Source organism: Sphingomonas sp. SP2, from assembly GCF_058313385.1.
This window is the reverse complement of record NZ_JBZFLD010000001.1, coordinates 408,239-434,911: the sequence shown is the minus strand read 5'-3', so window position 1 is coordinate 434,911 and position 26,673 is coordinate 408,239. Positions and strand designations below refer to the sequence as shown.

At 67.9% G+C, this 26,673-nt stretch carries 28 protein-coding genes and 1 tRNA gene; 13 read left to right on the top strand and 16 right to left on the bottom strand.

Annotated features, from left to right (window positions below):
* Window positions 1–41 precede the first annotated feature (41 nt).
* The gene (gene hppD, locus AC4GYU_RS02260) at window positions 42–1,130 is read right to left on the bottom strand and encodes a 4-hydroxyphenylpyruvate dioxygenase (protein WP_491085282.1); all 1,089 of its coding nucleotides are present in this window, start codon (window positions 1,128–1,130) and stop codon (window positions 42–44) included.
* On the opposite strand from hppD, the gene AC4GYU_RS02255 reads away from it, so the two are divergent.
* On the top strand, window positions 1,129–1,437 hold the full coding sequence (locus AC4GYU_RS02255; protein ID WP_491085281.1) for a 4a-hydroxytetrahydrobiopterin dehydratase: 309 nt from the start codon (window positions 1,129–1,131) through the stop codon (window positions 1,435–1,437). The genes hppD and AC4GYU_RS02255 overlap by 2 nt on opposite strands.
* Here AC4GYU_RS02255 and AC4GYU_RS02250 read toward each other — a convergent pair.
* Entirely contained in the window at window positions 1,431–1,583 is a 153-nt protein-coding gene (locus tag AC4GYU_RS02250) for a hypothetical protein (RefSeq protein WP_491085280.1), read from the bottom strand. The two genes, AC4GYU_RS02255 and AC4GYU_RS02250, sit on opposite strands and share 7 nt — an antisense overlap.
* Before the next feature lie 247 nt (window positions 1,584–1,830).
* Between AC4GYU_RS02250 and AC4GYU_RS02245 the strand changes: the two genes are divergently transcribed.
* Both AC4GYU_RS02245 and AC4GYU_RS02240 read left to right on the top strand, forming a co-directional pair.
* Window positions 1,831–2,586, top strand: a complete 756-nt coding sequence (locus AC4GYU_RS02245; protein ID WP_491085279.1) for a phenylalanine 4-monooxygenase — start codon at window positions 1,831–1,833, stop codon at window positions 2,584–2,586.
* Window positions 2,587–2,613: 27 nt separating this feature from the next.
* On the top strand, window positions 2,614–3,048 hold the full coding sequence (locus AC4GYU_RS02240) for a hotdog fold thioesterase (protein ID WP_491085278.1): 435 nt from the start codon (window positions 2,614–2,616) through the stop codon (window positions 3,046–3,048).
* A 2-nt stretch (window positions 3,049–3,050) separates the two neighbouring features.
* On the opposite strand, the gene AC4GYU_RS02235 is transcribed toward AC4GYU_RS02240, so the two are convergent.
* From AC4GYU_RS02235 to serS, 3 genes are all read right to left on the bottom strand, one after another.
* On the bottom strand, window positions 3,051–3,305 hold the full coding sequence (locus tag AC4GYU_RS02235; protein ID WP_491085277.1) for a hypothetical protein: 255 nt from the start codon (window positions 3,303–3,305) through the stop codon (window positions 3,051–3,053).
* 89 nt (window positions 3,306–3,394) lie between these two features.
* Entirely contained in the window at window positions 3,395–4,099 is a 705-nt protein-coding gene (locus AC4GYU_RS02230) for an alpha/beta hydrolase (protein ID WP_491085276.1), read from the bottom strand.
* Window positions 4,100–4,106: 7 nt separating this feature from the next.
* The gene (serS, locus tag AC4GYU_RS02225; RefSeq protein ID WP_491085275.1) at window positions 4,107–5,366 is read right to left on the bottom strand and encodes a serine--tRNA ligase; all 1,260 of its coding nucleotides are present in this window, start codon (window positions 5,364–5,366) and stop codon (window positions 4,107–4,109) included.
* A gap of 149 nt (window positions 5,367–5,515) precedes the next feature.
* Here serS and AC4GYU_RS02220 point away from each other — a divergent pair, with 149 nt between their 5' ends.
* On the top strand, window positions 5,516–6,484 hold the full coding sequence (locus tag AC4GYU_RS02220) for a DUF808 domain-containing protein (protein ID WP_491085274.1): 969 nt from the start codon (window positions 5,516–5,518) through the stop codon (window positions 6,482–6,484).
* Window positions 6,481–6,855: a fluoride efflux transporter CrcB gene (crcB, locus tag AC4GYU_RS02215; protein ID WP_491085273.1), complete on the top strand. Its 375-nt coding sequence runs from the start codon at window positions 6,481–6,483 to the stop codon at window positions 6,853–6,855. Before AC4GYU_RS02220 ends, crcB begins: the two co-directional genes overlap by 4 nt.
* On the opposite strand, the gene AC4GYU_RS02210 is transcribed toward crcB, so the two are convergent.
* Genes AC4GYU_RS02210 through dmeF form a run of 3 tightly spaced genes read right to left on the bottom strand, consistent with a single transcriptional unit; the run spans window position 6,852 to window position 8,865 of the window.
* Window positions 6,852–7,364: an acyloxyacyl hydrolase gene (locus AC4GYU_RS02210; protein WP_491085272.1), complete on the bottom strand. Its 513-nt coding sequence runs from the start codon at window positions 7,362–7,364 to the stop codon at window positions 6,852–6,854. The genes crcB and AC4GYU_RS02210 overlap by 4 nt on opposite strands.
* Window positions 7,365–7,417: 53 nt before the next feature.
* Entirely contained in the window at window positions 7,418–7,972 is a 555-nt protein-coding gene (locus AC4GYU_RS02205) for a DUF2585 family protein (RefSeq protein WP_491085271.1), read from the bottom strand.
* Complete coding sequence (dmeF, locus tag AC4GYU_RS02200) at window positions 7,969–8,865, bottom strand: CDF family Co(II)/Ni(II) efflux transporter DmeF (protein ID WP_491085270.1); 897 nt, start codon at window positions 8,863–8,865, stop codon at window positions 7,969–7,971. Before dmeF ends, AC4GYU_RS02205 begins: the two co-directional genes overlap by 4 nt.
* A 65-nt stretch (window positions 8,866–8,930) precedes the next feature.
* On the opposite strand from dmeF, the gene AC4GYU_RS02195 reads away from it, so the two are divergent.
* Window positions 8,931–9,908, top strand: a complete 978-nt coding sequence (locus AC4GYU_RS02195; RefSeq protein ID WP_491085269.1) for a magnesium transporter CorA family protein — start codon at window positions 8,931–8,933, stop codon at window positions 9,906–9,908.
* Here the strand turns inward: AC4GYU_RS02195 and AC4GYU_RS02190 are convergent.
* The gene (locus AC4GYU_RS02190; protein ID WP_491085268.1) at window positions 9,905–10,102 is read right to left on the bottom strand and encodes a hypothetical protein; all 198 of its coding nucleotides are present in this window, start codon (window positions 10,100–10,102) and stop codon (window positions 9,905–9,907) included. The two genes, AC4GYU_RS02195 and AC4GYU_RS02190, sit on opposite strands and share 4 nt — an antisense overlap.
* Window positions 10,103–10,267: 165 nt before the next feature.
* Between AC4GYU_RS02190 and AC4GYU_RS02185 the strand changes: the two genes are divergently transcribed.
* The 3 genes from AC4GYU_RS02185 to AC4GYU_RS02175 all read left to right on the top strand — a co-directional run bounded on the left by AC4GYU_RS02185 (window position 10,268) and on the right by AC4GYU_RS02175 (window position 13,742).
* The gene (locus AC4GYU_RS02185; protein ID WP_491085267.1) at window positions 10,268–10,720 is read left to right on the top strand and encodes a low affinity iron permease family protein; all 453 of its coding nucleotides are present in this window, start codon (window positions 10,268–10,270) and stop codon (window positions 10,718–10,720) included.
* Between the two features lie 83 nt (window positions 10,721–10,803).
* Complete coding sequence (acnA, locus tag AC4GYU_RS02180) at window positions 10,804–13,482, top strand: aconitate hydratase AcnA (protein WP_491085266.1); 2,679 nt, start codon at window positions 10,804–10,806, stop codon at window positions 13,480–13,482.
* The gene (locus AC4GYU_RS02175; RefSeq protein ID WP_491085265.1) at window positions 13,479–13,742 is read left to right on the top strand and encodes a CBU_0592 family membrane protein; all 264 of its coding nucleotides are present in this window, start codon (window positions 13,479–13,481) and stop codon (window positions 13,740–13,742) included. The genes acnA and AC4GYU_RS02175 overlap by 4 nt, the downstream gene beginning before the upstream one ends.
* Here AC4GYU_RS02175 and ygfZ read toward each other — a convergent pair.
* Window positions 13,739–14,449, bottom strand: coding sequence for a CAF17-like 4Fe-4S cluster assembly/insertion protein YgfZ (ygfZ, locus tag AC4GYU_RS02170; protein ID WP_491085264.1), 711 nt, complete (start codon window positions 14,447–14,449; stop codon window positions 13,739–13,741). The two genes, AC4GYU_RS02175 and ygfZ, sit on opposite strands and share 4 nt — an antisense overlap.
* A 121-nt stretch (window positions 14,450–14,570) precedes the next feature.
* Between ygfZ and pyrC the strand changes: the two genes are divergently transcribed.
* A complete protein-coding gene (gene pyrC, locus AC4GYU_RS02165) occupies window positions 14,571–15,602 on the top strand; it encodes a dihydroorotase (RefSeq protein WP_491086864.1) in 1,032 nt (343 codons plus the stop codon).
* 16 nt (window positions 15,603–15,618) lie between these two features.
* Here the strand turns inward: pyrC and AC4GYU_RS02160 are convergent, their stop codons facing one another.
* A complete protein-coding gene (locus AC4GYU_RS02160) occupies window positions 15,619–16,377 on the bottom strand; it encodes a Crp/Fnr family transcriptional regulator (protein WP_491085263.1) in 759 nt (252 codons plus the stop codon).
* A gap of 292 nt (window positions 16,378–16,669) precedes the next feature.
* Here AC4GYU_RS02160 and AC4GYU_RS02155 point away from each other — a divergent pair.
* Window positions 16,670–16,762: transfer RNA gene (locus AC4GYU_RS02155), tRNA-Ser, on the top strand.
* Window positions 16,763–16,798: 36 nt separating this feature from the next.
* On the opposite strand, the gene AC4GYU_RS02150 is transcribed toward AC4GYU_RS02155, so the two are convergent.
* The gene (locus AC4GYU_RS02150; RefSeq protein WP_491085262.1) at window positions 16,799–17,380 is read right to left on the bottom strand and encodes a response regulator; all 582 of its coding nucleotides are present in this window, start codon (window positions 17,378–17,380) and stop codon (window positions 16,799–16,801) included.
* Window positions 17,377–19,329 (bottom strand): PAS domain-containing hybrid sensor histidine kinase/response regulator, encoded by a 1,953-nt coding sequence (locus AC4GYU_RS02145; RefSeq protein WP_491085261.1) that lies wholly within the window; start codon window positions 19,327–19,329, stop codon window positions 17,377–17,379. Before AC4GYU_RS02145 ends, AC4GYU_RS02150 begins: the two co-directional genes overlap by 4 nt.
* Before the next feature lie 374 nt (window positions 19,330–19,703).
* Here AC4GYU_RS02145 and AC4GYU_RS02140 point away from each other — a divergent pair, with 374 nt between their 5' ends.
* Window positions 19,704–20,276, top strand: coding sequence for a YMGG-like glycine zipper-containing protein (locus AC4GYU_RS02140; protein ID WP_491085260.1), 573 nt, complete (start codon window positions 19,704–19,706; stop codon window positions 20,274–20,276).
* A 54-nt stretch (window positions 20,277–20,330) separates the two neighbouring features.
* Window positions 20,331–21,581, top strand: coding sequence for a L,D-transpeptidase family protein (locus tag AC4GYU_RS02135; RefSeq protein ID WP_491085259.1), 1,251 nt, complete (start codon window positions 20,331–20,333; stop codon window positions 21,579–21,581).
* Here AC4GYU_RS02135 and AC4GYU_RS02130 read toward each other — a convergent pair.
* The 3 genes from AC4GYU_RS02130 to AC4GYU_RS02120 form a co-directional block, all read right to left on the bottom strand.
* A complete protein-coding gene (locus AC4GYU_RS02130) occupies window positions 21,578–22,267 on the bottom strand; it encodes an energy transducer TonB (protein WP_491085258.1) in 690 nt (229 codons plus the stop codon). The two genes, AC4GYU_RS02135 and AC4GYU_RS02130, sit on opposite strands and share 4 nt — an antisense overlap.
* A gap of 103 nt (window positions 22,268–22,370) precedes the next feature.
* Window positions 22,371–24,926 (bottom strand): TonB-dependent receptor, encoded by a 2,556-nt coding sequence (locus AC4GYU_RS02125; protein ID WP_491085257.1) that lies wholly within the window; start codon window positions 24,924–24,926, stop codon window positions 22,371–22,373.
* A 107-nt stretch (window positions 24,927–25,033) separates the two neighbouring features.
* Entirely contained in the window at window positions 25,034–26,599 is a 1,566-nt protein-coding gene (locus AC4GYU_RS02120; RefSeq protein ID WP_491085256.1) for a tetratricopeptide repeat-containing sulfotransferase family protein, read from the bottom strand.
* Between the last annotated feature and the right edge of the window lie 74 nt (window positions 26,600–26,673).

The window sequence follows — 26,673 nt, the reverse complement described above, 5'->3', positions numbered from 1 at the left end:
TCAAAGAAAACTGGGCCCCTGCATTCGCAGGGGAACACGAATTAGTCGGCCGAGATCACGCCGCGACGGATCTGGTCGAGCTCGATGCTCTCGAACAGGGCCTTGAAGTTGCCTTCGCCGAAGCCCTCGTTCCCCTTGCGCTGGATGAGCTCGTAGAAGATCGGGCCGATGACGTTCTGGGTGAAGATCTGGAGCAGCAAGCCCTGGCCTTCGGTCGGGGCGCCGTCGACGAGGATCTTGCGCTTCTTGAGTTCGTCCAAGGGCTCGCCATGGCCCTTCACGCGCTCGTCGAGCAGGTCGTAATAGGTGTCGATCGTGTCCTGGAAGGGGATGCCGCGGGCGGAGAGGATGTCGACGCTCTTGTAGATGTCGGTGGTGCCGAGCGCGATGTGCTGGATGCCCTCGCCTTTATATTCGCGGAGGAATTCCTCGATCTGGCTCTTGTCGTCCTGGCTCTCGTTGAGCGGAATGCGGATCTTGCTGCAGGGCGACGTCATCGCCTTCGAGAAGAGGCCGGTGACCTTTCCTTCGATGTCGAAGTAGCGGATCTCGCGGAAGTTGAAGAGCTTCTCGTAGAAGTCGGCCCAGACGACCATGCGGCCGCGCCGGACGTTGTGGGTGAGGTGGTCGAGGTAGGTGAGGCAGCTGGCCGAGGCCTGCATCGCTTCCTCATGGCCGGGCAGATAGTCGAAGCTGTCGGCATAAGCGTCGCCATGGTCGCCATATTGATCGACCAGATAGAGCAACGATCCGCCGATGCCCTCGATCGCGGGCCAGCCGAGGCCCTTGTCGGTGACGTCGGTGGCGCCGAGCGAAAGGGCGCGGGCGTGGGCCGCGGCGGCGTCCTTCACGCGGAAGGCCATAGCGACGGCCGAGGGGCCGTGCGCGGCCGAGAAGTCGGCGGCATGGCTTTCGTCATGGGCGTTGATCAGGAAGTTGATGTCGCCCTGGCGGTGGAGGGTGATGTCCTGGCTGCGGTGCTTCGCGATGGCCGGAAAGCCCAGCTTGGCGAACAGGTCGCGCAGCAGCTGGGGGTCGGGCGCGGCATATTCGACGAACTCGAAGCCGTCGGTGCCCATCGGATTGTCGAGCCCGAGCGGGCCCTTTTCGAGCGTGGCGGTGGTGGCCATGGGAAATCTCCTTCTTGCCCTGTCCACTGCGCCGCCCCTAGGCGCTTTTCAAGATGCGAGGAGACGGATGATGGGCTGGGAAGAACGGGATGGCGCGCTATGGAAGAGTTTCCGCTTCGCCGATTTCAGCCTGGCCTTCGGCTTCCTGACGCGGGTCGCGCTGCACGCCGAGAAGGTCAATCACCATCCCGAATTCACCAGTGTCTGGAACCGGGTCGACTTCCGGCTGACCAGCCATGACGCGGGCGGGGTGACCGACCGCGACCATGCGCTGGCGCAGGAGATCGACCGGCTGGCCGGTCAGTAGGGGCGGCCGTAGAGCTTCTTGTTCTTGTTGGCGCCGAGGACCGCGCCGACGATCCCGCCCACGATCGGGCCGACGATCGGCACCGGAATGGCGATAAGGGCGCCGACGGCGGCATATTTGGCGATGCGCCTGCCTTCTTGCGTCATGTCTCTGTGGTTCCTCGCAGGTGTGTTAGGCGAGTAAGATGGTGCGCGCCGGCCCGATTGGAAGGGGCAAGCTTCCATTCAGGCGGCGGGTGCATTATCTGATCCCCATGATCGCCCGCGTCGCCGCTGCCGTTGCTTATTATCCCATCATGGTGGGGATAGGCTGACGCGCGTCTGACAAAGGCAAGCTTTCACCACCCCGCCAGACCCACGGTCCGGCGGGGTTTTTCGTGTCTGGAGTAGAAGGATGTTCAAGAGTTTCGACTGTGGGGACGGGGGCGCGGGGCGCGGCTGGGAGGCGCATGTCGTCGACCAGGGCTGGGCGGGCTTCACCGCCGAGGAGCATGAGACGTGGGACCTGCTCCACGCCCGGCAGACCGCGTTGCTCGACGGCTTGATCGTCGAACGCTTCTTCGACGGGCTGGCGGCGCTGGGGCTGGGCGACGGGGGCATTCCCGAGCTTGGCCGGCTGAATGCGCGGCTGCTTCCGCTGACCGGCTGGCGCTGCGTCGCGGTGGCCGGGCTCGTCCCCGACGAGGCCTTCTTCGCGATGCTGCGCGAGCGGGTGTTTCCGATCGGCAATTTCATCCGGACCCGAGCGCAGCTCGACTATCTCGAGGAGCCCGACTGCTTCCACGACATCTACGGCCATGTGCCGATGCTGGCCGACAAGGGCATCGCCGATGCGATGCAGCGGTTCGGCGCGACCGGCGTCGATGCCATCGCGCGGGGCGAGGGCGACAAGGTCGCGCGGCTCTACTGGCATACGATCGAATTCGGGCTGGTGCGCGAGGACGGGGCGGTGCGGATCCTCGGCGCGGGGCTGGCGTCGAGCTTCGGCGAAGCGGCCAAGAGCCTTGCCGATCCCGCGATCGAGCGGCGCCGCTTCACGCCGCAAGGCGCGGTCGCGACGCCCTACCGGCATGATGCGATGCAGCCGCTCTACCTGGTGGCGGACGACATGGCGGCGGTGGTGGCCGCGCTCGAGGGGCCGTTGCCGTGAGCCGCGCTTGTGCCTAGGCCTTCGCCCATGAGCATCTGGCACAGCGACGCCTTCGACCCCGACGTTTCGAGCGCCTTCGGCGATAACAGCATGCCGGGACATATCGGGATCCGGATCACCGCCCGCGGTGACGACTGGCTCGAGGCGACCATGCCGGTCGACCAGCGGACCCACCAGCCGTTCGGCCGGCTGCACGGCGGCGCCAGCGTCGCGCTGGCCGAGACGGTCGCCTCGGTCGCGGGCTTCATGACGGTCGATCCGGCCGAGCGGGTGGTGGTCGGGCTGGAGATCAACGCCAATCACATCCGCCCGGTGCGGGAGGGGCTGGTCACCGCGCGCGCCATCGCCGAGGCGATCGGGCGGACGACTCAGGTGTGGACGATCCGCATCACCGACGAGCGCCAGAAGCTCGTCTGCCTGTCGCGGATCACGCTGGCGGTGATCCCCGTCAACCAGGCCTGAGCTTATTGCGGGATAGGCTGCCCGCCCGGGATCTTGGCCGGGTCGGAGCGGTGTTCGCGGAATTTCTGGAGATTGCGCTGGGCGTTCTTCGCCTCGGCGTCCCATTCCGACTTCTTCTTGCAGATCCGCGGCTGGGCGATGTTGGAGCCGAGCGTCGCCGCCGCCCGGCGAGTACAGACGACGGGATCCTTCTTGGGCGCCTCGACCGAAATCGGCACGTCGGGGTCGAGGGCCAGCAGCATCAGCAACAGCGGCATGGGACGATGCTCCGCAAGTGGAAGGCGCGAAGTCTAGGACCGAAGGGGTGCCGCCGGCAAAGGGCTTTCGACCAACGGCCGCGGGCGGTTCAGGCCGGCGCGGACTCGTCGAGGAAGCGGGTGATCGCGCCCACCACCTCGCGGACACCCGGCCGGGTGACGACAAAGCCGAGGTGGTTACAGCCGAGCTCCACCGCCTGGTCGCGCTCGTCGGCAAGGCCGTAGGCGGCGCGCGGCGCGACGATCCCGTCGCAGCGCGACCAGAGCGCGAGGGTCGGGACCGGCGGCTTGCCGGGCGAGCGGGGGATGGGCGGCTGGTCGACCTTGTGGCCGGCGACCCGCTCGTACATCCGCCAGACGTTGTTCCAGCGCGGATCGCCCGAAAAGGGTGAGCCGAGGGTCACCACCGCGCGGATCTTGTCGGGATGGCGGAAGGCGAGCTCGCGCGCGAACAGCCCGCCAAGGCTCCATCCCACCACCAGCACGGGCCCCTTGTTCTCGCGGTAGAGCTCGTCGAGGCGGCGGCCGAGCACGTCGAGCGTGTGTGCCTTGGCACCGGTGTTGAGCCCGGCCTTCCAGCCGTGCACCCGGAAGCCCGCGGCGGCGAGGCCCTGGCGGAGGAGGAGGGTCGAGCGGTCGTGGGCGAGGAAGCCCGGCACCACGAGGCATTTGGGCCCGCGTGGGGGACCGAGCGGGGTCGGGGTCCGGAGCAGCCGCCAGCTGCCCGGCAGCATGGTCGCGATCTCGCGCAGCCGGAGCCTGGTCGAAGGCAGCCGGCAGTCAGGATCGGTCATGAGGGCCTCAGAGGAATTCACCGCCCATCAACGGCTGGAGTGCCTTGGGGAGCCGGACCCGGCCGTCCTCCTGCTGGTGGTTCTCGAGCAGCGGCACGAGGATCCGCGGGGAAGCGAGCGCGGTGTTGTTGAGCGTGTGGGCGAAGCGGACCTTGCCCTCGCTGTCGCGGTAGCGGAGGTTGGCGCGGCGGGCCTGCCAGTCGTGCAGGGTCGAGCAGCTGTGGGTCTCGCGATATTTGCCGAGGCTGGGGACCCAGCTCTCGATGTCATTCATGCGATACTTGCCAAGGCCCATGTCGCCGGTCGAGGTCTCGATCACCTGATAGGGAATTTCGAGGTCGGTCAGCAGCTCTTCGGCCAGCGCGAGCAGCTTCGCGTGCCATTCGGCCGAGACCGCCTCGTCGGCCTCGCAAATGACATATTGCTCGACCTTCACGAACTGGTGGACGCGCAGGAGGCCGCGGACGTCGCGGCCGGCGCTTCCGGCTTCGCGGCGGAAGCAGGGCGAGTAGCCGGCGTAGAGAAGGGGGCCGGCCGAGAGGTCGAGGATCTCGCCGGTGTGGAGCGAGGTTAGCGCGACCTCGGCGGTGCCGGCGAGCCAGAGGTCGTCATTGGGAAGCTGGTAGGTTTCCTCGCGGTGGCCGGGGAACTGGCCTTGGCGGACGAAGGCGTCCTCGCGGACGAGCGCGGGGACGGTGATGGGGGTAAAGCCGTGGCTGGCGATCTTCTGGAGCGCCCAGCTCATCAGCACGGTCTCGAGGATCGCGAGCCGGCCCTTGAGGCAATATTGGCGGCTGCCGGCAACTTGGACGATGCGGCTGAGGTCGGCCCAGCCATTCATCTCGATGAGGTCGACATGGTCGCGCGGGGTGAAGCCGAAGTCGGGAAGCTGGCCCTCGGTGCGGACGACGACGTTGCTGCCTTCGTCGGGGCCGATGGGGGCGCCGGCATAGGGGATGTTGGGGAGCTTGAGGAGCAAGTCGCGCAGCGCCTGCTCCTTCTCGGCCATGCCCGCCTCGAGCTCGGAGGCCTGCGCGCCCGCTTCCTTGGCGCGGCGGCCGAGTTCGGCCTTCTCCTCGGGGGCGGCGGTCTTGAAGCCGGCGGAGATTGCGTTGCGCTCGGCGCGGAGGCGGTCGATCTCGGCCTTCGCGCCGCGCACCTCGGCGTCGAGCGCGAGGAGAGTGTCGAGGTCGATCGCGACATTCTTTTGGGCGGCGGCGAGGGCGACCGCGTCGCGGTTCTGGCGGATGAAGGCGAGGTCCAGCATGGGGGCGCGGGATGCTTTAGTTGACGTTCGGATGCAACCTTGGCCGTCATGCCGGGCTTGACCCGGCATCCGCCTTCCTTCTTTCACTGCGCAGAGAAAAGGCAGACCCCGGATCAGGTCCGGGGTGACGATTGCAAAGGACCGAACACTTGCCCTCCGGATTGATCGCGCTCCTCGACGATGTCGCCACCCTGACCAAGCTCGCGGCGTCGAGCATGGACGACATCGGCGCCGCGGTCGGCAAGGCCGGCTCGAAGGCGGCCGGGGTGGTGATCGACGATACCGCGGTGACCCCGCGCTACGTCACCGGCCTGTCGCCCGACCGCGAGCTTCCGATCATCGGCAAGATCGCGCTCGGAAGCCTCAAGAACAAGCTGATCGTGATCCTTCCGGTGGCCCTGTTCCTGTCCTGGGCGGGGCAGAAGATCGGGTTCGACCTCATCACCCCGCTGCTGATGGTCGGCGGCGCCTATCTTTGTTTCGAAGGCGCCGAGAAATTGTGGGAGAAGTTCGCGGGCGATCATCACGCCACCGACGAACTGCTCGAATGCGACGATCCGGCCGAACTCGAAAAGAGGCAGGTCGCGGGGGCGATCCGGACCGACTTCATCCTGTCGGCCGAGATCATGGTCATCGCGCTGGCGGCGCTCGAGCTCGACGCCTTGTGGCTGGAGGCGGTGGTGCTGGCGGTGGTCGGGATCGCGATCACGGTGATGGTCTACGGAACGGTCGGGCTGATCGTGAAGCTCGACGACATCGGCCTTCACTTGGCCAAGAAGGGTGGGGCGAGCGCGGGCTTCGGCCGGGCGCTGGTGCGCGGCGTGCCCAAGCTGCTCGCGGCGCTGTCGGTGGTCGGGACCGCGGCGATGCTGTGGGTCGGTGGGCAGATCCTGCTCCACGGCATGGAAGTGCTCCATATCGGCGAGGCATTGCCGCACCTGACCCATGAGCTGGCCAAGAAGGGCGGCGAGGCACTGGGCTTCTGGCAGGGTGCCTGGACCTGGCTGCTCAACGCCCTGTTCGGGGCCATTGTCGGGGTCATCGTCGGCGGGGTGATCGTCGGCCTCCTCCACCTCCTGCCCAAGCGCAGGAAGGCGGCGGAGCCCGCGGCCGCGTGACGCCTGCGCTGCTGGTCTTCCTGGGCGGCGGGATCGGTGCTGTCCTGCGCCATGGGGCGAACCGGCTCGCCGCGGCCTGGCTGGGAACGGGCTTTCCGGTGTCGACCCTGGCGGTGAACGTGCTGGGGTCGCTGCTGATGGGCGTGCTGGCCGGCCTGCTGGCGGAAGGGCCGGCGGCATCACAGCATCTCCGGCTGTTCCTCACCACCGGCGTGCTCGGCGGGTTCACGACCTTCTCGGCCTTCAGCCTCGACGCGCTGACCTTGTGGGAGCGCGGGCAGCCAGGACTTGCGGTGGCTTATGTGGTGGGCTCGGTACTGCTGTCGCTGGGCGCGGTGGCGCTCGGCTTCGCGGCGACCCGGCTGGGCTAGAGCCGCCAGTTCAGGCGGACGCCGATATTGTCGATCCCCGGATTCTGCCGGCCGAACAATTGGGCGTGGCTGAAGTGGACCCAGCTCGCCTCGACGCTGACGCGGTCGTTGAGCGCCGCGCCGACCGCGATCTCGGGTTCGAACAGGACCCGGCTGCCGAAGGCGAGGCGGTCGGGGCGGTCGTTGTCGGAGGCCGAGCCGTCGTGGATCGCGAGGCCGAGGCCGGGACGGACATAGACCCGGCTGCCGAATTTGGCGGAGAGGCCGGCGGCGAGGAAGTTGGTCCCGCCCGAACTGTTGAGCGAGCCGAAGGCGTAGGGCTGGAGCGGGGTCTTGCCGATCCGCGCGCCGCGGATGCCGAGGCTGAAATCGGTCCCGTCCTCGCGGTCGGCCTCGAGGCTGAAAGGCGTCTTCACCGCATGGGCGTGGACGCCCGCGAAGATCTCGGTCGCCGAGGCGGCGGAAGGGAGGAGGGCAAGGGCGCACGCGGCCGGGATCAGGATACGCATGACCTGCTCAATCGAGTGGCGCGGATTGCGGTTCCGTGAACGCCCGCCGCGGCTCAAGCCCCCGCTTGCCAGGCGCGGACGGCGTCGTTGGGCGCGACCAGCATCCAGACGTTGAGGGTGAGATTGTCGCGGATGATCGCGAGGGGCACGAGCTCCAGGACCAGGACGATCATCACGCTCGCCCAGACGGGGATCCGCCGGGCAAGGAGGAAGCCGACCACCATCAGCGCGATGTCGCTGACCGAGTTGAGGATCGAATCGCCGCGATAGCCGAGCGCGATGGTCGCCTCGCGGTAGCGGTTGATGATGACCGGGCTGTTCTCGACCAGCTCCCAGGCGGCCTCGACGATGGTCGCGAGTAGGAGCCGGCTCTCGACCGCCTTTGGCCGCCCGACGAGGTGGAGCAGGCCGTAGAAGAGGAAGCCGTGGACGATGTGGCTGGCGCTGTACCAGTCGAACAGCATCTGGCTCTGCTTGGGACCGACCGGGCCCCAGAGCTGGATGAGGCCGCCCTTGTAGAGCGGCGGCCGGCCCATCAGCCAGAGGATCGCGGCGGTGGCGAGGATGACACCAAGGACCGTCGCATACGGCCCGACACTCTTCTTCACGCACACTCCACGGTGAGATGGGCAATTCGCTTGTCACCGCCGAGGCGGCGGCGGATCTCGCTGGCCGGGGCGCCCGAGGCCGACACGATCGCGGCATAGCGGCCGGGCCCGACGGTCCACAGGTGCCAGTCGTGAACGACGATGTCGCCCGAGCCTTCGATCTTGCGCTTGAGCTCGTCGCACAGGGCGTCGTCGGGGACTCGGTCGAGGAGCACGCTGCTGGTCTCGGACAGGAGGCCGCGGCTCCAGTTGAGGATGACGAGCGCGCCGACGACCGCGACCGCCGGGTCGAGCCAGCGCCAGCCGTAGAGCCAGCCGGCGAGCAGTGCCGCGATCGCGAGCACGCTGGTCAGCGCGTCGGCGAGGACGTGGAGATAGGCCGAACGGAAATTATGGTCGTGGGCGTGGTCATGGCCGTGGTGGTCATGGCTGTGATCGTGGTCATGCCCATGGTCGTGGCCGTGCCCGAGCAGCAGCGCGCTGGCGAGGTTCACGAGGAGGCCGATGACGGCGACCGCCAGCGCCTCGCGATAGTCGACCGCATGGGGCGTCAGGAAGCGTGCGCCGCTCTCGTAGAGGATGCCGACCGCGACCGCGGCAAGGCCGAGCGCGGAGGCGAAGCCGGCGAGGCTTCCAACCTTGCCCGTGCCCCAGCTGTAGCGGACGTCGCTCGAGCGGGCGCGGGCGAAGCTGTAGGCAAGTGCGCTGACGCCGAGCGCGAGCGTGTGGGTGGCCATGTGCCAGCCGTCGGCGGTCAGTGCCATCGAGCCGGTCAGCGTACCGGCGACGATCTCGGCCACCATCATGACCGCGCTCAGCACCACCACCCAGCGCGTGCGCCGGGCGTTGCGGTCGTGGGACGCGCCAAGGAAGTCGTGGCTGTGTTCGGCCATGGGGCCTTGGCTAGGGGAGCGGTCCGGGCTTGCCAAGGCGTGTCCGAGCAACGAGGCTGGCGGAAATGCTACGCACCTACGGTCCCGAATGCGACGGAAGCATCGTCGACGCTTCCGCCCAGCCCATCACCGCCAGCGCGACCTGGATCGATCTCGAGGAGCCGACCCGGGAAGAGGAGGCGGTGGTCGAGAAACTGCTCGGCATCGCCATCCCGACCCGCGACGATCTGTCCGAGATCGAGCCGTCGAGCCGCCTTTACGAGGAAGGCGGCGCGCTGTTCATGACGCTGAGCACCTTGTGCGGGGTCGAGGACGGGATGCCGACCACCGACCCCATCGCCTTCGTGCTTGCGGGCAACAAGCTGGTGACGGTGCGCTATGCGAGCCCCAAGCCGGTGCGGGCCTTCTCGCAGGACGTCCGCCGCCGCCCGGACCTCGCGCGCGACGCGGTGACGGTGCTGCTCCGGCTGCTCGACGCGATCGTCGACCGGACCGCGGACGAGCTCGAGCGGTCGGGGGCGGAGATGGAGGAATTGTCGCGCCGGATCTTCCACCAGCCGGTCGACGAGCGGCGGATCCCGGCCAAGACGCTGACCGCCTTGCTGGCGCGGATCGGGCGGGCCCAGAGCCTGCTCGGGCGGGTCCGCGAGACCAATGTCAGCACGCTCCGGTTGCTGAGCTTCCTCGGCGGGACGGAGCGGATGCAGCAGCCCGAGAACCAGGCCGCGCGGGCGCATCTTCTCAGCCTCCAGACCGACGTGACGGCGCTGCTCGACCATGCCGGCTATCTCGGCGATGATCTTACCTTCCAGCTCGACGCGAGCCTCGGGCTGATCTCGATCGAGCAGAATGCGGCGATGAAATTGTTCAGCTGGATGGCGGTGGTGTTCCTGCCGCCGACGCTGATCGCGGGCATCTTCGGGATGAACTTCAAATATATGCCCGAGCTCAACGAGACCTGGGGCTATCCGCTGTCGCTGGTGCTGATGCTGCTGAGCGCGGTCGTACCGCTGCTGATCCTCAAGCGGCGGGGCTGGATCTAGCGTTGGAGGAGGAAGGCCGACCCGCTCGAGACGATGGCGGGGTCGGCAGGGAGTGGACCGGCGGGGGTCGCGACCCGGCGCGCGAAGGCCACCCGGGCGAAGCTGTCGTCGCCCAGTGGACGGCCGAAGCGTCCGGCTTCGGCGCGCTCGAAGGCAGCGAGGCGGCGGTCGAAGGCAGCGGTCGTGAAGCTCATCGTCATTCCCCGCAGACGGACAGGGCCCGCTTCGGCCTGCCAGACTCGACTCAACCACCATGACGAGGCCTGGTTCCCGTGACCTTTGAATCTTTTTCCGTTGCAGCGCAGGGGCTTAGCCGAAGCGTGCAACAATGGCGCCGCATGGATCGTTGTGGGCGCGCAATGGCGGAGCAGAAGAATATCCTCGTTCGCCTCGGCGACCGCGTGTCGGACGCGATGAGCCGCCTGTTCGCGCACCCCGCAATGCAGATCGGGGTGATCGTCTTCTGTGCCGGCTGGTTCCTGCTCGGCTTCCATGCCGACGGGCTGACCGCCGCTTTGTCGATCCTCGCGATCACGCTGACCCAGATGGTGCTGAACGGCCAATATGACCGCGAGCAGGAGGCGCACCGCCGCGACGTCGCGATGCACGCCAAGCTCGACGAACTGATCAAGGCGACCCACCGGGCTCGCGACGAGCTGGCCGGGATCGAGGAGGAACTGGACGAGGAGGAGATCCGCGAGCTTCGCCAGGAAGCCAAGCAGCTGGTCGAGGAAGCGGCCAAGCGGACCAACGACATTGCCGACGGCGAGAAGGCCAAGCGCGCGATCGAACGGGTCGGCGACGGTCGCTGACGTTATTGCGCGGCCCTTTGCGGCCCTTCGAAAGCCTTGCTAAGGGCGGCCGCAATCCCACAGTCTGAAGCGAGATTTTCCGCATGATTCCGACCGGCCAGGACAGCCTCGGCACCCGCTCGACCCTTGAGGTCGGTGGCAAGAGCTACGCTTATTACGACCTCCAGAAGGCCGGCAAGGCGCTCGGCGACGTCAGTCGCCTGCCCTTCTCGATGAAGGTGCTGCTCGAGAATCTCCTGCGCTTCGAGGACGGCGTCACGGTCACTCGCGACGACCTCCAGGCGATGGCCGACTGGCAGAAGGAAAAGAAGATCAGCCGCGAGATCCAGTATCGCCCCGCCCGGGTGCTGATGCAGGACTTCACCGGCGTTCCGGCGGTGGTCGATCTTGCCGCGATGCGCGACGCGATGAAGAATCTCGGCGGCGACCCGCAGAAGATCAATCCGCTGGTCCCGGTGCATCTGGTGATCGACCACTCGGTCATGGTCGACGAGTTCGGCACGCCCAAGGCCGCCGACGCCAACGTCGCCTATGAATATGCCCGCAACCGCGAGCGCTACGAATTCCTCAAGTGGGGTTCGTCGGCGTTTGACAACTTCAAGGTGGTCCCGCCGGGCACCGGCATCTGCCACCAGGTCAATCTCGAATATATCAGCCAGACGATCTGGACCTCGAAGGACCAGACCGGCGACGAGATCGCCTATCCGGACACGCTGGTCGGCACCGACAGCCACACGACGATGGTCAACGGCCTTGGCGTGCTCGGCTGGGGCGTCGGCGGGATCGAGGCCGAGGCGGCGATGCTCGGCCAGCCGGTGTCGATGCTGATCCCCGAAGTCGTCGGCTTCCGCCTGACCGGCGAACTCAAGGAAGGCATCACCGCGACCGACCTCGTGCTGACGGTCACCCAGATGCTCCGCGCCAAGGGCGTCGTTGGCCGCTTCGTCGAATTCTACGGCCCGGGCCTCGACGCGATGACGCTCGCCGACCGCGCGACCATCGCCAACATGGCGCCCGAATATGGCGCGACCTGCGGCTTCTTCCCGATCGACAACCGCACGATCGATTACCTCCGCCTGTCGGGCCGCGACGAGGAGCGGATCGCTCTGGTCGAGTCCTATGCCAAGGCGCAGGGCATGTGGCGCGACGCCTCGACCCCCGAGCCGGTCTTCACCGATACGCTCGAGCTCGACCTCGGCAGCGTCGTTCCCAGCCTTGCGGGTCCCAAGCGTCCGCAGGACCGGGTCATCCTCAGCGAGGTCGACGACCAGTTCAACGCCGAGCTGGCCGAGACCTACAAGAAGGCGAGCGACCCGCGCGTCGCGGTCGCGGGCGAGGACCATGACCTCGGCAATGGCGACGTCGTGATCGCGGCGATCACCAGCTGCACCAACACCTCGAACCCGAGCGTGCTGATCGCCGCCGGCCTTGTCGCCAAGAAGGCGCACGAGCTGGGCCTGACCCGCAAGCCGTGGGTCAAGACCAGCCTCGCGCCGGGAAGCCAGGTGGTCAGCGACTATCTCGCGGCGAGCGGGCTGCAGGAGCATCTCGACGCGATCGGCTTCAACACGGTCGGCTACGGCTGCACCACCTGCATCGGCAATTCGGGCCCGCTGCCCGAGCCGATCAGCCAGGCGATCAACGAGCAGGATCTGGTCGCCGTCTCGGTCCTGTCGGGCAACCGCAACTTCGAAGGCCGGGTCAGCCCCGACTGCCGCGCCAACTATCTCGCCAGCCCGCCGCTGGTCGTCGCCTATGCGCTGGCCGGGACGGTCCGCAGCGACATCACCAGCGAGCCGATCGGTACCGCGCAGAACGGCCAGCCGGTTTTCCTCAAGGACATCTGGCCCACCAACGAGGAAATCCGCGCGCTGATCGACGCCCACGTCCACTCGGACCTGTTCCGCAGCCGCTATGCCGACGTCTATCGCGGCGACGAGCGCTGGCAGGCGGTGAGCGTGTCGGGCGGCGACACCTACCAGTGGCCGGCGGCCTCCACCTACATCGCCAATCCCCCCTATTTCGAGGGCATGACGATGCAGGCCAAGGGCATCGAGGATATCAACGGCGCCCGCGCGCTGGCGGTGTTCGGCGATTCGATCACCACCGATCACATCTCGCCCGCCGGTTCGATCAAGGCCGAGAGCCCGGCCGGGCGCTGGCTGCTCGAGCGGCAGGTGCCGAAGACCGAATTCAACAGCTACGGCGCGCGCCGCGGCAATCATGACGTGATGATGCGCGGCACCTTCGCCAACATCCGCATCCGCAACAAGATGCTCCCGGGTGTCGAGGGCGGTTACACCCGTAACCTCCTCAACGGCGAGGAGCAGGCGATCTACGACGCGGCCATGGCCTATAAGGACGCCGGCGTTCCGCTCGTGATCCTCGCGGGCAAGGAATATGGCACGGGTTCGTCGCGCGACTGGGCGGCCAAGGGCACGGTGCTGCTCGGCGTCCGCGCCGTCATCGCCGAGAGCTTCGAACGCATCCACCGCTCGAACCTCGTCGGCATGGGCGTGCTGCCGCTGCAGTTCGCCGAGGGCGAGACGGCGGCGAGCCTCGGGCTCGACGGGTCGGAGACTTTCACGATCCGCGACGTGGCCGGGATCAAGCCGCGCCAGGACGTCGAGGTCGAGGTGACCGAGGCCGACGGGCACAGCCGCACGATCGTCGCGCGCTGCCGGATCGATACGTTCAACGAGCTGGAATATTTCCACGCCGGCGGGATCCTGCCCTACGTGCTGCGCAAGCTCGCGGCATGACCGAAAAGCTGCTGGTCGATATCGCAGGGTGGGCCGCCGCCCTGCTGATCCTCGGCGCCTATGCCCTGCTGACCGCGGGCAAGGTCGATGCGAAGTCGCCGCTCTACCAGTCGATGAACGTGCTGGGCGCGATCGCCTTCGTCATCAACCTCACCGCGCTGAGGGCATGGCCAGCGGCGATGCTGAACGTGATCTGGGCGCTGATCGGGATCGTCGCCCTGGTCCGCATCATGGCGAACCGGAAGAAGGCCGAAGCCTAGGCTTCGGGCCCGCCGAGCGAGGCCTGGAGCCAGTCGGGGAGAGTAAGGCCGGCAAGGTCGTCGACCCGGCGGTGCTCCACCGCGAGGCCGAGGTCGGGGTAGAAGGTCTTGGTGCGCGGGCCCGGCTCGGTCGCGGGAACGACGACGAGGCGGCGGTTGACCTTCTGCCGCCAGTTCATCCGCGCCGTATTCTCCTGGCCGACGTAGCAGCCCTTGGTGAAGCTGACGCCGTGAAGCTCGGCGGCATTGCATTCGAGCCAGAGAAGGTCGGCGAGCTCGGCGCGGCCTTCGGCGACGCCCTGGCCAAGACGGTGGGCGAGGTAACCGATCGCGGGCTCGTCCGCAGGGCCGATCCAGCGGCGGCCGAGCGCGGGGAGGCGGGGATCGGGAACGCCGTCTTCGCCCGTCGGGGACCAGTGGACCGCCTGGGTTTCCTCGCGCTCGATCGTGATCGGGCGGCGGAGGCGATACATGCGCAGGCGCTTGGCCAGGTCGTCGGCGGCCCCGGCCTCGCAATCGAGGAGGATGTCCTCGCCGTCCGCCCAGACGAGGAAATCGAACAGGCACTTGCCCTGCGCGGAGAGAAGGCCGGACCAGACGGGAAGCGCCCCCGTCACGTCGTTGGTGACCAGCCCCTGGAGGAAGCCGCGGACGTCCTCTCCCGAGAGGTGGATCAGGGCGCGGTCGGTGAGGGTGGTCTGGGGCATGGGGCTTAGCTAAGGACTGACCCGACAAGAAAACAGACCTCGTTCGTGCTGAGCGAAGTCGAAGCACGGTGGCGCGAGCGCCCTTCGACTTCGCTCAGGGCGAACGGGAATGGGAGCCAAGTTGACCGACCGCCTCACCATCCGCCGCCCCGACGACTGGCACCTCCACCTGCGCGATGGCGCGATGCTCGAGGCAGTCGCCCCGTACAGCGCCGCGCAATTTGCCCGGGCGATCATCATGCCGAACCTCGTCCCCCCGGTGACGACGGTGGCGGCGGCGAGCGCCTACCGCGATCGGATCCGGGCCGCGGCGGGCGAGGGCTTCGAGCCCCTGATGACCTGCTATCTCACCGACGGGATCGATCCCGACGAGCTGGCGCGGGGACATGAAAGCGGCGTCTGGGTTGCGGCCAAGCTCTATCCGGCGGGCGCGACCACCAACAGCCACAGCGGCGTCACCGACGTACGCAACATCTATCCGGCGCTCGAGCGGATGGAGGCGATCGGCATGGTCCTGTGCGTCCATGGCGAGGTGACCGACCCCGAGATCGATATCTTCGACCGCGAGGCGGCGTTCCTCGAGCGGGTGCTGACCCCGGTGCTGCGCGACTTTCCCGCGCTCAAGGTCGTGCTCGAGCATATCACCACCGCCGACAGCGCCGCCTTCGTGATGGCGGCGGGGCCCAACCTCGCGGCGACGATTACGCCGCAGCACCTGCACCTCAACCGCAATGCGCTGTTCGCGGGCGGACTGCGCCCCCACGCTTACTGCCTGCCGGTGGTGAAGCGCGAGCGGCACCGCCTGGCGGTGCGCGCGGCGGCGGTGTCGGGGAGCCCCAAATTCTTCCTCGGGACCGACAGCGCCCCGCACGTCAGGGAAGCCAAGGAAAGCGGCTGCGGCTGCGCGGGCATCTTCAACGCGCCCTACGCGCTCGAAAGCTATCTGGCGGTGTTCGAGGCGGAAGGCGCGCTCGACCGGTTCGAGGGTTTCGCGTCCGAGCACGGGCCGCGTTTCTACGGCCTTCCGCTGAACGAAGGGTCGATCACGCTGGAGCGGTCGGCGGCAGTCGTCCCGGATACGGTCCCCGCGGCCGGATCGAGCCTGGTACCCTTCCATGCGGGCGAAACGCTGGGGTGGCGACTGGCCGACTGAGCCCGTCGCCAGGCGGTCAGTGACCGCCGCGACCGTCGGGGCCGAGCACGGCCTGGAAATGGTCCTCGACCGCGCGATAGCAGTCGCAGCTCGCCTTCAGCAGGCCAGGCCGGTCGATGACCTGGATCATGCCCCGGCGATAGGCGATCAGGCCCTGCTCCTGGAGCACGCGGGCGACGGCATTGACGGTGGTCCGCTGGACCCCGAGCAGGCCGGCCAGCGCTTCCTGGGTCAGCGCGAGGCGATTGCCCGAAGCCCGGTCCTGCGCGTGAAGCAGCCAGCGCGCGGCGCGCGCCTCGATCGGGTGGAAGGCATTGCAGGCAACCGACTGCATCACCTGCGAGAGTAGGGCATCCGAATAGCGGCAGAAGAGGTTGCGGATATGGGCGCTGTCCTGCTTGGCCTGCTCGAGCAGCTTCATCGGCACAACGAGTGCCGGTCCGGGCAGCTGGACCAGCGCCTGGGTGAAGGCCGGCGCCTGACCACAGCTGACGATCCCGCCGACCGCTCCCTCGCGGCCGATCGCGGCAACCTCGACCGAGCGGCCGCCGGCGAGCTGGCACTGGAGCGAGACGATCAGGCCATCGAACGGAAAGACGCTCTGGTTCGGCGTGTCGCCGGCCGGGAGCAGGCTGTCGCCGCCGGCAAAGCTGATGATTCGGGCGTGGGGTTCGAAGACGGCGCGCTCGTCGTCGGACAGGGTCGCGAGGAGCTTGTTGCCGGCGAAGGCCTGGTCGAGCGTCGGCTCCGTCATGACGTCGCTAGGAAGATCCATTGCCCCGCTACTCCCACACGCCGACCGGCGCGAAACGCCCGCCTACCCCCCGGCATCGAAGCATTACGATGATGTTTCAATTCTAGGCAATAGCTTATTTTATAAGCACTTAGGACGCCCAAAGTGTCGGCTTGCCGACATTCTGATCGAGTTTTCTCGACTTCGCTTGACGGAATGTGAGCACCTTCCCCGCCCCTCAGGGGGCGCGATGCGCCGTGACTTGGCCCGAGCCGAACCAATCTAGTTGTGCGTCGCGGAACGGTCGGCTAAGCGCCTGCCAGCCGATGCATCCGGAGACGTGGGTGAGTGGCTGAAACCAGCGGTTTGCTAAACCGCCGTACGGTGAATTACCGTACCGAGGGTTCGAATCCCTCCGTCTCCGCCAGCCTTCGATCGATCCCACCGCCAACATCGATCCGGGTCACCCGCCCGTCGCGGCTTCGCCCGCTTCCTGCACCTGCAGCTTGGCGAACAGCAATTTCATCGTCATCCGCACGGTCATCTCCTGAAGCTTGAGCGCACGCGCGATCTCGCGGCTCGACTGGCCGCTGCGGATGCCCTGCAGCACCTGTTCCTGACGCGGGGTGAGCTGGACCGTGGGACCGGCGAAAGCGGCATTGCCGGGGACCCATGTCGGCGCGCGTGCCGCAACGATGTTGCGCAGCTCGCGCTTCAGTTCCTCGACCGGCATGGTCTTCGACAGGAAGGCCGCGGCGCCGCAGCGGATGGCGGCATTGGCGATCGAGGCGTCGGCGAGCCCGGAAAAGAGCACCACCGGCTTGCCGCCGTTGCTGGCGACGATCTCGCGCAGCCCGTCGAGGCCGTCCATGCCTGGCAATTGGAAGTCGAGCAGGACGACATCGAAGGGGCCATCCTTGCGCAGGGCGCGCAGCGCCGTGGGGACGTCCTCGGCCTCCTGCACCCGGAAGTCGGGCTCGTGGCGAAGGTAGGCGGCAACCGCGCCCCGCAGCATCTCATGGTCGTCGACGATCAGCAGCTTCATGCCGCGTCTCCGGTCTGGGCCTCGCGGACGATGCGGGCGATCGCCGGCGGCAGGTGGCGGTGGAGTTCGGCCTTGGGGAGGATGGCGGCAAAATGGGCCCGCGCGGCTGCGGGAATGACGAGATCCTCGGCGACCGCGGAGCAGAGCAGGATCGGGATCTCGGGCCGGAGCTGGTGGGCGAGGCCGGCGAAGTCGACCCCGTTCATCTCGGGCATGTCGTAATCGACCACGATCGCGTCCCAGGTGACGCTGTCATCGCGCAGCACCTCGAGGCCGTCGCCGGGCGAGAGGCAGGGGCAGACTTCGGCACCGGCCCGCTCGAGGTGAAGGGCGATGAGGTCGAGGAGGGCGGGATTGTCATCGACCGAAAGGATGGTGAGGCCCTCGAGGCTGACGGGTTCGAGGGCCGGATCCTGCTCGGCGGGCGCGGTTTCGAGCCGTTCGAGCGGCCATGCGATCTCGAAGCAGCTCCCGGCCGGGCTGGTGCGGACGTAGATGGCGCCGCCGGCCTCGCTGATGAGGCGGGCGACCACCGCGAGGCCGAGCCCGGTCCCCACCGATTTGCGCGAGGTGACGAAGGGTTCGAAGATGCGGTCGAGCACCCCGCGCGGGATTCCGCAGCCAGTGTCGGCGACGCGGACGAGCGCGATCCGGCCCGACGGCGCGTGGCCGACCGCAGGGATGGCGTCGAGGTCGCCGCCGTTGGTCAACTCGACCGACAGGCGGATCTCGCCCGGAGCATCGGCGACAAGGGCGTCGCGGGCATTGGTGCAGAGGTTCATCAGCACTTGCATGACCTCGCTCTCGTCGGCGTGGATCGAGACATGCTGGTCGGGGACGTCGACCGCGATGACCTGGCCCGGGGCCATGCTGACCGCGACGAGGTCGGCGACCTCCCGGACGGTCGCGGCAAGGTCGACCGACTGGAGTTCGGCCGCGCGGCGCTCGGGCTTGAGGATCTTGTGGAGCAGTTTCGAGGCTGCGGCGGCGGCATTGTGGATCCGGGCGACCTGCGCCTGCTCGACGTCGGCATGCTCCTCGAGCGCGGCGGCGGCGGCGGAGATGACGGCCATCAGATTGTTGAAGTCGTGAACCATGCCCGACATCACCCGGCCGATCGTCTCCTGCCGTTCGGCCAGCAGCAATTGCTCGCGGGTGCGGATCCGGTCGCGCAGCGCACGCTGGCGTTCGCCGATGTCGCGGGTGGTGCAGACGAGGCCCCCATTGGCGCCGGCCGAGAGGGTCACTTCCTGCTCGATCGCGTGGCCGTCGATGTGGCGACCGGTCGCCTCGCCCCGCCACGAGCCCTGCGCGAGGATCTGGGGCATCGCCTCCTGTTCGAGCCGGCGGGCCTCGCCGGGTTCGTAAAGCTCGTGCCAGTGGACCCCGAGCGCGGCCGCCGCGTCGGCATAGCCGAACATCCGCGCGTGGGCGGGGTTCATGAAGGAGAAGCGGCCCTCGCTGTCGGTGATCGCGATGCCGTCGCTGCTCGCCTCGATCGCCGCCAGCTGTTCCTCGAGCCGGCTGGCGTAGGCGTTGCGCTCCTCTTCCAGCTTCTTGCGCTGGCTGATGTCGCGGATGATGGCGGCGAAGCCCGCGACCTGGTCGGTCCCCGGTTCGTTCCACATGATCAGCGACAGTTCGACCGGCACGCCGCTGCCGTCCTTGCGATGCGCGACGATCTCGGTCGCCTTGCCGACTAGCCGCGGCTTGCCGCCGCTCTTCAGCCGCTCGATCCCCTGCGAATGGGCAAAGCGCAGGTCGGGCGGCACGATCATGTCGATCGTCTCGCCCAGCGCTTCCTCACGGGACCAGCCGAACATCAGCTCGGCCCCACAATTCCAATAGAGAATCCGGTGGTCGCGATCGATGGCGACGAAGGCGTCCTTCGAGGTTTCCGCGATCAGGTGGGAGAGGGAATGGGGCGTGTGCGATCCAAGCTCGGCCACCGGCAATTCCGCAGCAAAGGGATGCATTGCGGCAAGCTTCTGGTGGACGGTCAAAGGATCGGCTCACGTTGGAGAGGGTTCTGGTCATTCCATTTTAGAGGCTGCGACGGCGCATCAGGCGGGGCGGCCGCATTAGCTTTCGAAGCAGGCCGGACGTTTACCCGGAAGTTCATCCGAGGCTCAGCCGGAATCCTGTAATGGCAAAGTTCTAAACCGTTGGAACCAAACGACTTGTTTCACGCCCGGAACCGGTTGGAGCGCCCTCGCGTTAGGGGCGCGCTGACCATGGTCCGTCTGCCTCGGCAGTGGGGACTTCCCGTTTTTCGACGGGGCAGTGGTGGCCTGGTCGCCGAAACACCATCGGGAGAAAGCATATGAAGAAGACACTGATCGCTTTGGCGGCCGCGAGCTCGCTGTCGCTCGGCGCCTGCGCCACCACCTCGAATGACACCCTTGCCGACGCCGCGACCGGCGCCGCCGTGGGTGCCGTTGGCGGCGCTGCCGTCGGTGCCGTCGTTCCGGGCGTGAGCGTCATCACCGGTGCCGCCGTTGGCGCCGCGGTCGGCGGTCTCGCCGGCGCGGTCTGGGCCGACAACAACAATGACGGCTATGCCGATGGCTATGTCCAGAACGGCCAGTATTATTCGGGTCAGCCGAGCGGCTGGGATTCGACCCTCGGCCGCGTGGCCACCGGTGCCGGCGTCGGCGCGGGTGTCGGCGCCGTCGCCGGTGCGCTGATCCCGGGCGTGAGCCTGCTCGAAGGTGCGGTCGCCGGTGCGGTGGTCGGCGGTCTCGCCGGCGCCATTTGGGCCGACCAGGACCGTGACGGCCGGGTCGACGGCTACGTCCAGAACGGCCAGTATTACCCGGGTGCCCCGGCGCAGAGCAGCACCGGCACCTACACCCAGCCGACCTCGACTCCGACCCGGAGCGGCGAGCGCGGCTAAGGAGCCCGAATGAACCACTTGCGTAACCTGAGTGGCCGTGGTGCCGGGCGTGTCATGCGCCCGGCACTTGTTTGTGCGGCCCTGATCCTGTCGCCGATCGCGCTTGCGCAGGGCGCGAGTGCCCAACCGGCGATGACGGCCCCCAGCAACGGAAGCCTGTTCTTCCGTCCGGGCAGCGGCCAGGCCGCAGGGGAATTGATCCGCCTGCTCGACACGGCGCGGGCCGACGGGCTCGACCCCAGGCGCTACCGCACCCGCGACCTGTCGCGGCTGTCGCGAGCCGCCTATGGCGGCAATCCGGCGGCGGTCGCGCGGGCCGACCGCGCGCTGTCCGAAGCCTTCGTGCGCTATGCGCAGGACCTCGGTCGGGCGCCCAACGTCGGCATCATCTATGTCGACAATGATCTCAAGCCGCAGGCGCCGAACGCCGCAATCCTCCTTGCCGGCCTCCGCTCGGCGCCCGATGCCGCCGTCTACATGCGCGACATGGGCTGGATGCATCCTTATTATGCGCAGCTTCGTCGCCAGCTGACCGACGGCGCGCTCGACCAGCGCACCCGGTCCTTGGTGCAGGTCAACATGCAGCGCGTCCGCAGCCTTCCGTCGCGCGGTCGCTATGTTCTCGTCAACGCCGCCGCGCAGCGCCTCTTCATGATCGAGGACGGGCGCACGGTGGACATGATGCGGGTGGTGGTCGGCAAGCCCGTCTACCCGACGCCGATGATGGCGGCGAACATCCGCTACACCTCGCTTCGCCCCTATTGGAACGTGCCGAGCGACCTCGCGGCCGAGCGGATCGCGCCGAACGTGGTCAAGGGCGGGCTGCCCTATCTCAAGGCCAAGGGCTATCAGGTCCTGTCGGACTGGTCGGACAAGGCGCGGGTGATCAATCCCGCTAGCGTTGACTGGCCCGCGGTCGCGGCGGGCAAGAAGGAAGTGCGGCTGCGCCAGCTTCCCGGGCCCGCGAACAGCATGGGCGACATGAAGTTCATGTTCCCCAACGCCCAAGGCATCTACCTTCACGACACGCCGCAGGACGAACTGTTCGGCGAAGCCGCGCGGCTGTTCAGCGGCGGCTGCGTCCGGCTCGAAGCGGCGCATCGGCTGGCGGCCTGGCTCTACGGCAAGCCGCTCAGGGCCAAGGGCGCCGCGCCCGAGCAGAAGGTCCCGCTGGCCCGGCCGGTGCCGGTCTACCTGACCTATCTGACCGCCGTCCCGAGCGGCAGCGAGCTGGCCTTCTACGAGGACATCTACCGCCGCGACACGCCGGTGGCGGTCAAGGGCAAGCGGCTGGCCACGCGCTAGTCTCGGTCCCAGGTCGCGACATAGCGGAGCGCCACCGGCACGGGCTGGCCGGCGTCATTGCGGGCCGGCGCCCAGCGCGTGCGGGCGAGGAGGCGGCAGAGTTCGCCGTCGAGCGCGGCATCGCCTGACGAACTGAGCGGAAGGCAGCGGGTGAGCGCGCCCGCGGCGCTGACCTCGATCGCCAAGGTCGCCTGCCCGCGTTGCGCCCCGAAGCTGCGGATCCGGCGATAGTCGCGGCGGGTGAGGTTGCCCGACAGAAGGCGCGCCGGGCTCGCGATGAGGCCGCCGCTGCCCGCGCCCGTCCCGCCGGTGCCGCCGCCGCCCGTGCCATCGCCCGGTCCGCCAGCGCCGCGCCCCGCGCCTGCCACCAGCCCCGCGCCCGCGCTCGGCGCCGCACCGGTGACGGGCGCGCTGTCGTCGGCGGTGGGCAGCGGGCTGGGCGCAGGCAGCCGGACCGGCGGCGGCGGGAGCACGACGGGGGCAGGCTTGGCTGCAAGATCGGGTTCGCCGGCTTCGTCCCTGGCGGCGTCGGCCTGCTGCTCCGGCGGCGGGGGCGAAGGCGGCGGTGGGGGCGGCGCGACGTCGAAGGTGGCCATGCTGTCGGCGGCGCGGCGGAAGGCTTCGCCGCGCAGCCCGACGATCAGCGCGGTTCCGAGCGCAAGGTGAAGCAGGGCCACCAGGGCCACGGCTTTCTTGCGATCGGTGCGTTGCGGTTGCCAGGGCATCAGCCATGCAACGCCGGATGGGAAAAGCGGCTCCCCATCCGGCGTCGCATGGCCGTCGACCAGGCTAGAAGCGCGCGCCCACCCTGATGCCCGCGGTCCGCGGGGTCCCCGGCGTGATTACCGGCCTGAGGCAGCTGCCGCAGTTGGAACCGATGGTCAGGTCGTTGAGCTGGTCGAACACGTTGGTGACGAAGAATTCCAGCTCATATTTGCGGAAGTCGATCCCGGCGGTGAAGTCGACCAGGGTCGAGGAGCCGATCCGCCCGAGATAGTCGTTCGGATTGACGATATCCCCGGTGCCGACCAACTGGATCGCCTGGCGAAGGGTCGCCGCGGCCGAGCTCTGGTGCGCGACCCCGACCTGGACATGGCCCTTGTAGGCGTCGAGCGGGAAGGAATAGCGCGCGGTGGCGCTGGCCTTGAAGCGCGGCGTGACCGGAAGGCGGGTGCCTTTGGGCGCGGCGATGAAGCTTCCGCTGCAGTCCTTGTCGTCGCCGAAGGCCGAGCAGATGTTCTTCAGCGTCTTGGCGTCGGTATAGGCCGCGGCCGCATTGAGGGTGAGGCCGTTGCCGACATAGCTGATGTCGGTCTCGATCCCCTTGATGCGGGCGTCGGAGCCGTTGCGGATCTCGGTGAAGCTGTTTTCGCCGAGGAAGCTGTACTGGAACTTCTTCCACTTCTGGGTGAAGACCGCGCCGTTCCAGCGCACCGCATTATTGGCGAAGCTGACCTTCCAGCCGGCTTCGAAGTTGGTCAGGTAATCGGGATCGTAGGGCGGCACGGTGGCGCGGCGGTTGATGCCGCCGGGGCGGAAGCCGCGCGACCAGGTCCCGTAGAACATGACGCCCTCGGACGGCTTGTACTGGGCGTTGAGGCGATGGGTAAAGCCGTTGCCGGTGACCCTCTTGGGCACCAATTTGCCGTTCTTATATTCGGCGAGGTTGGTGCAGGGCGTGCCCGGGATGGCGCCCGCGGTGATGATCGCCGAGGGCACCGGATTGTTGCGGAAGATGGCGCCGCTGGTGGTGTAGCAGCCCGCGACCCCGGTCCGGCTGCTGCCCGCGCCATTGTAGGGCGGGCCGTTGAAGTCGCGGCCGAAGCCGAAGAAGCCGAACAGGCTGTTGTCGTAGCGGAACAGGCGCCCGCCCGCGGTCAATGTCAGCTTGGAGCCGATGTCCTGGCTGACTTCGCCGAATAGGGCATAGTCCTTGTCGATGCGCTCCTGGCGGGTCAGCCACAGCGTGCCCGGGCGGCCGTTGACCGACAGGTTGGGCGCCAGATTGTCGATGATGTAATTCTGGAAGATCTGGTTCGACTGGCGCTGGAAGAAGGCGCCGACGAGGAGCCGCGTCGACGAAGTCGTCGGCGAGGCGATCCGGACTTCCTGGCTCATCTTCTTGAAATGGTCGCTGGCCTCGATCCGCTGGCGCGGGTCGATGTAGTTGCCGGCGCTGTCCTGGAAGTAGAAATAGGCGAGGCCGCCGAGACCGGCGTCCGAATAGAGGTCGTCGTAGGTGTCGGCGTAGTCGGTATAGTCGGTCAGGCTAGCCGTCTTCCGGTCGAGATAGGCGCCGGCATAGGTCAGGTCCCAGTTGCCGATCTTGCCCTCGATGGTGAGCGCGGCCTGGGCGAACTTGTCGTTGCGATATTCGTCGTAGAAGCGGTCGGTCTTGAGCTCGCCGAGGTCAGGATAATAGCCGAAATAGCCGTCCGACTTCATGTTCTGGTAGAGGACGGTCGGCGTGACGGTCCAATTGTCGTCGAGGTCGACCTTGAGCGCCGCGCGGCCGCCGTAAGTGGTGAGCTTGTTGAGATCCTCGCCGATGAAGCGCTGGTTGTCGGCGACGACGACCGGGACCGGACTGCCGAGGAGGTCGGCGGCATTTTCGTAATAGGTCCGCGGATTGCGGATATTGTCGATGTAGCCCGGGTCATGCTGCCAGAAGGCGACCCCGCGGAAGGCGATCCGGTCGGCGACGGGGAGGTTGATCATCCCCTCGAGCTTGCCGCCATAGTCGCCGTGCGCGACCTTGCTGAGCTCGCCGTCGACGCGGCCGGCGGTGACCCCGAGCTGGGGCTTGTTCGTGATGATGCGAATGGTGCCGGCCTGGCTCGAGGCGCCGTAGAGCGTGCCCTGCGGGCCGGCGAGGCTCTCGATCCGGGCGATATCGTAGATGTGGACGTCGAGCGTTCCGCCGATGGTCGTGACCGGCTGCTCGTCGAGATAGGTGCCGACGCTGGGGAGCGAGCCCGAATGGTTGCCGTCGCCGCCGGTCGCGACGCCGCGCATGTAGACGACGGTGACGCCCGGCTGGGCGGTCTGGAAGGAGACCGACGGCAGCTGCTTGGTATATTCCTCGAAGTTCGAGATGCCGAGCTGGTCGAGGCGGCGGGTACCGATCGCCTGGATCGAGATCGGGACGTTCTGGAGATTCTCCTCGCGCTTCTGCGCGGTGACGACGATCTCGGTCCGGTCGGCATCCTGGCCGTCGCTCGCGGCCTGCTCCTGCGGCGTCGGCGGGGTGTCGTTGGGACCGCTCTGCGCGAAGGCGGGCTGGCTGAGTGCCGTCCCCGCGAGCAAGGCAATGGCAAGACGCGCGGACGCAGCGATATTCGACATGACGGACCCCCCGGTTTCGACGACGCAATGCTGCCTTGCCCGGAGCGGAAGTCAATCGGCGCGCCCGCGATTGTTACGGGGCTGTTGCGAGCCGGCCATGCGCCAGATCAGTAGAGTGCTGCGCCGAGCGCCTCACGCAGGGGATCGAGGTGGCGATCATAGGCCCGCCATTCCTCCGCCGCGTCGCGGTAGATGGGCTGGCGGACCTGCTCGCTGCTCGGCGTGCGGACCGCGCGCTCGGTCTGGTGGAAGTCGAGGCAGGCCTGTTCGAACGGCAGCTCCAGGCGGTCGAGCAGGCGGCGGATCCCGGCCTCGGGATCGGCGACCATCTCCTCATACTGGATCCGCACCACCCGCCCCGGAAGGACGGCGTCGACATGGTCCATCAGCCGGACATAGTCGGCATAGTAACGGCCCATGTCGCCGAGATCGTAGGTGAAGGCCTGGCCGCGCGCGAAATGCTGCCGGAAATTGGCGAGGCAGCAGCCGAGCGGATGGCGCCGCGCATCGATGATCCGGGCCCGGGGCAGGATCAGGTGGATGAAGGGCGTGAACAGCCAGTTGTTGGGCAGCTTGTCGATGAAATAGGGGCGCGTTGTCCGGCGCTGGACCGCCGAGCGCTCGAGATATTCGGCGCCGAGCGCCGCCAGTTCGTCGGCTGACCAGTCGCGGACCGCCTCGGGATAGCCGCGCTTGCGGCGGGCGAGGGCGGGGAGGTCGGGAAGTTCAGTGGTGCCTTCGACGAGGCTGTGGCTCGACAAGATCTGCTCGAGGAGGGTCGAGCCCGCCCGCGGCATGCCGAGGATGAAGATGGGATCGGGCGCCATGCAGCCCTGCCCCTTGCGGCGCTCGAAGAAGGCGGCATCGAAGGTGGCGATGCTGCGGTCGACGATCGCGCTGGTGTCGGCGGCGCGATAGGGCTGGTGCTCGCGGCGCCGGCGATTGGCGGCAGCGTAGAAGGCGAAGGCTTCGTCGAAGCGCTTGAGGTCGTGGAAGGCCTTGCCGAGCGCAAATTCGAGGTGGAAGCGGTCCTCGGGGGTAAGGGTCTCGCCCGCGAGCGCCGCCTGCATCGCGGCGAGATCGTCTTCGGAAAAGCGGAGGGTCTTGAGGTTGGCGAGGCTCCACCAGGCCTCGCCGAGATCGGGCCGAAGCGCGATGGCGCGGCGATAGGCGGCGATGCCCTCGTCGACCTGGCCGACGGTCTTGAGCATGTGGCCGAGGCTGAGCCAGACCCGCGGCTGGTCGGGCAGGGTCTCGAGAACCTGTCGGTAGGTGGCGATCGCCTGCTCGAACTCGCCCAGCCGACCGAGCGTCGCCGCCTGGAGGTTGCGATGGCCGGGGCTGTCGGGGTCAGCCTCAAGGAGGTCGGCGAGGAGCGGCATCGCTTCCTGCGGACGACCGAGGCGCCCCAGCACCAATGCGAGATTGGCGCGCGCCGCCTGAAATCCTGGCGCGACGTCGAGCGCGTGGCGGAGCAGGGTCTCGCTGTCGTGGAGCCGCCCGATCCGCCCGGCGACCTCGGCCAGCATCCGCAGCGCGCGGGCATCGTCGGGGGTCGTCCTCAGCCGCGCCTTGAGCAGCCGCTCGGCAATATCGAGGCGATTGTCGTTCATCGCCAGCGCGGCGGTGAAGAGGTCGCGGGGCCAGTGGCTCGGAAGGGCGGCGGCAGTCACCCCGGCAGGATGGAGCGGGGGCCGGAACCGCGCAAGCGGTCGGCGAGTCGCCATCGAGTCGATTGAGAAGCCGG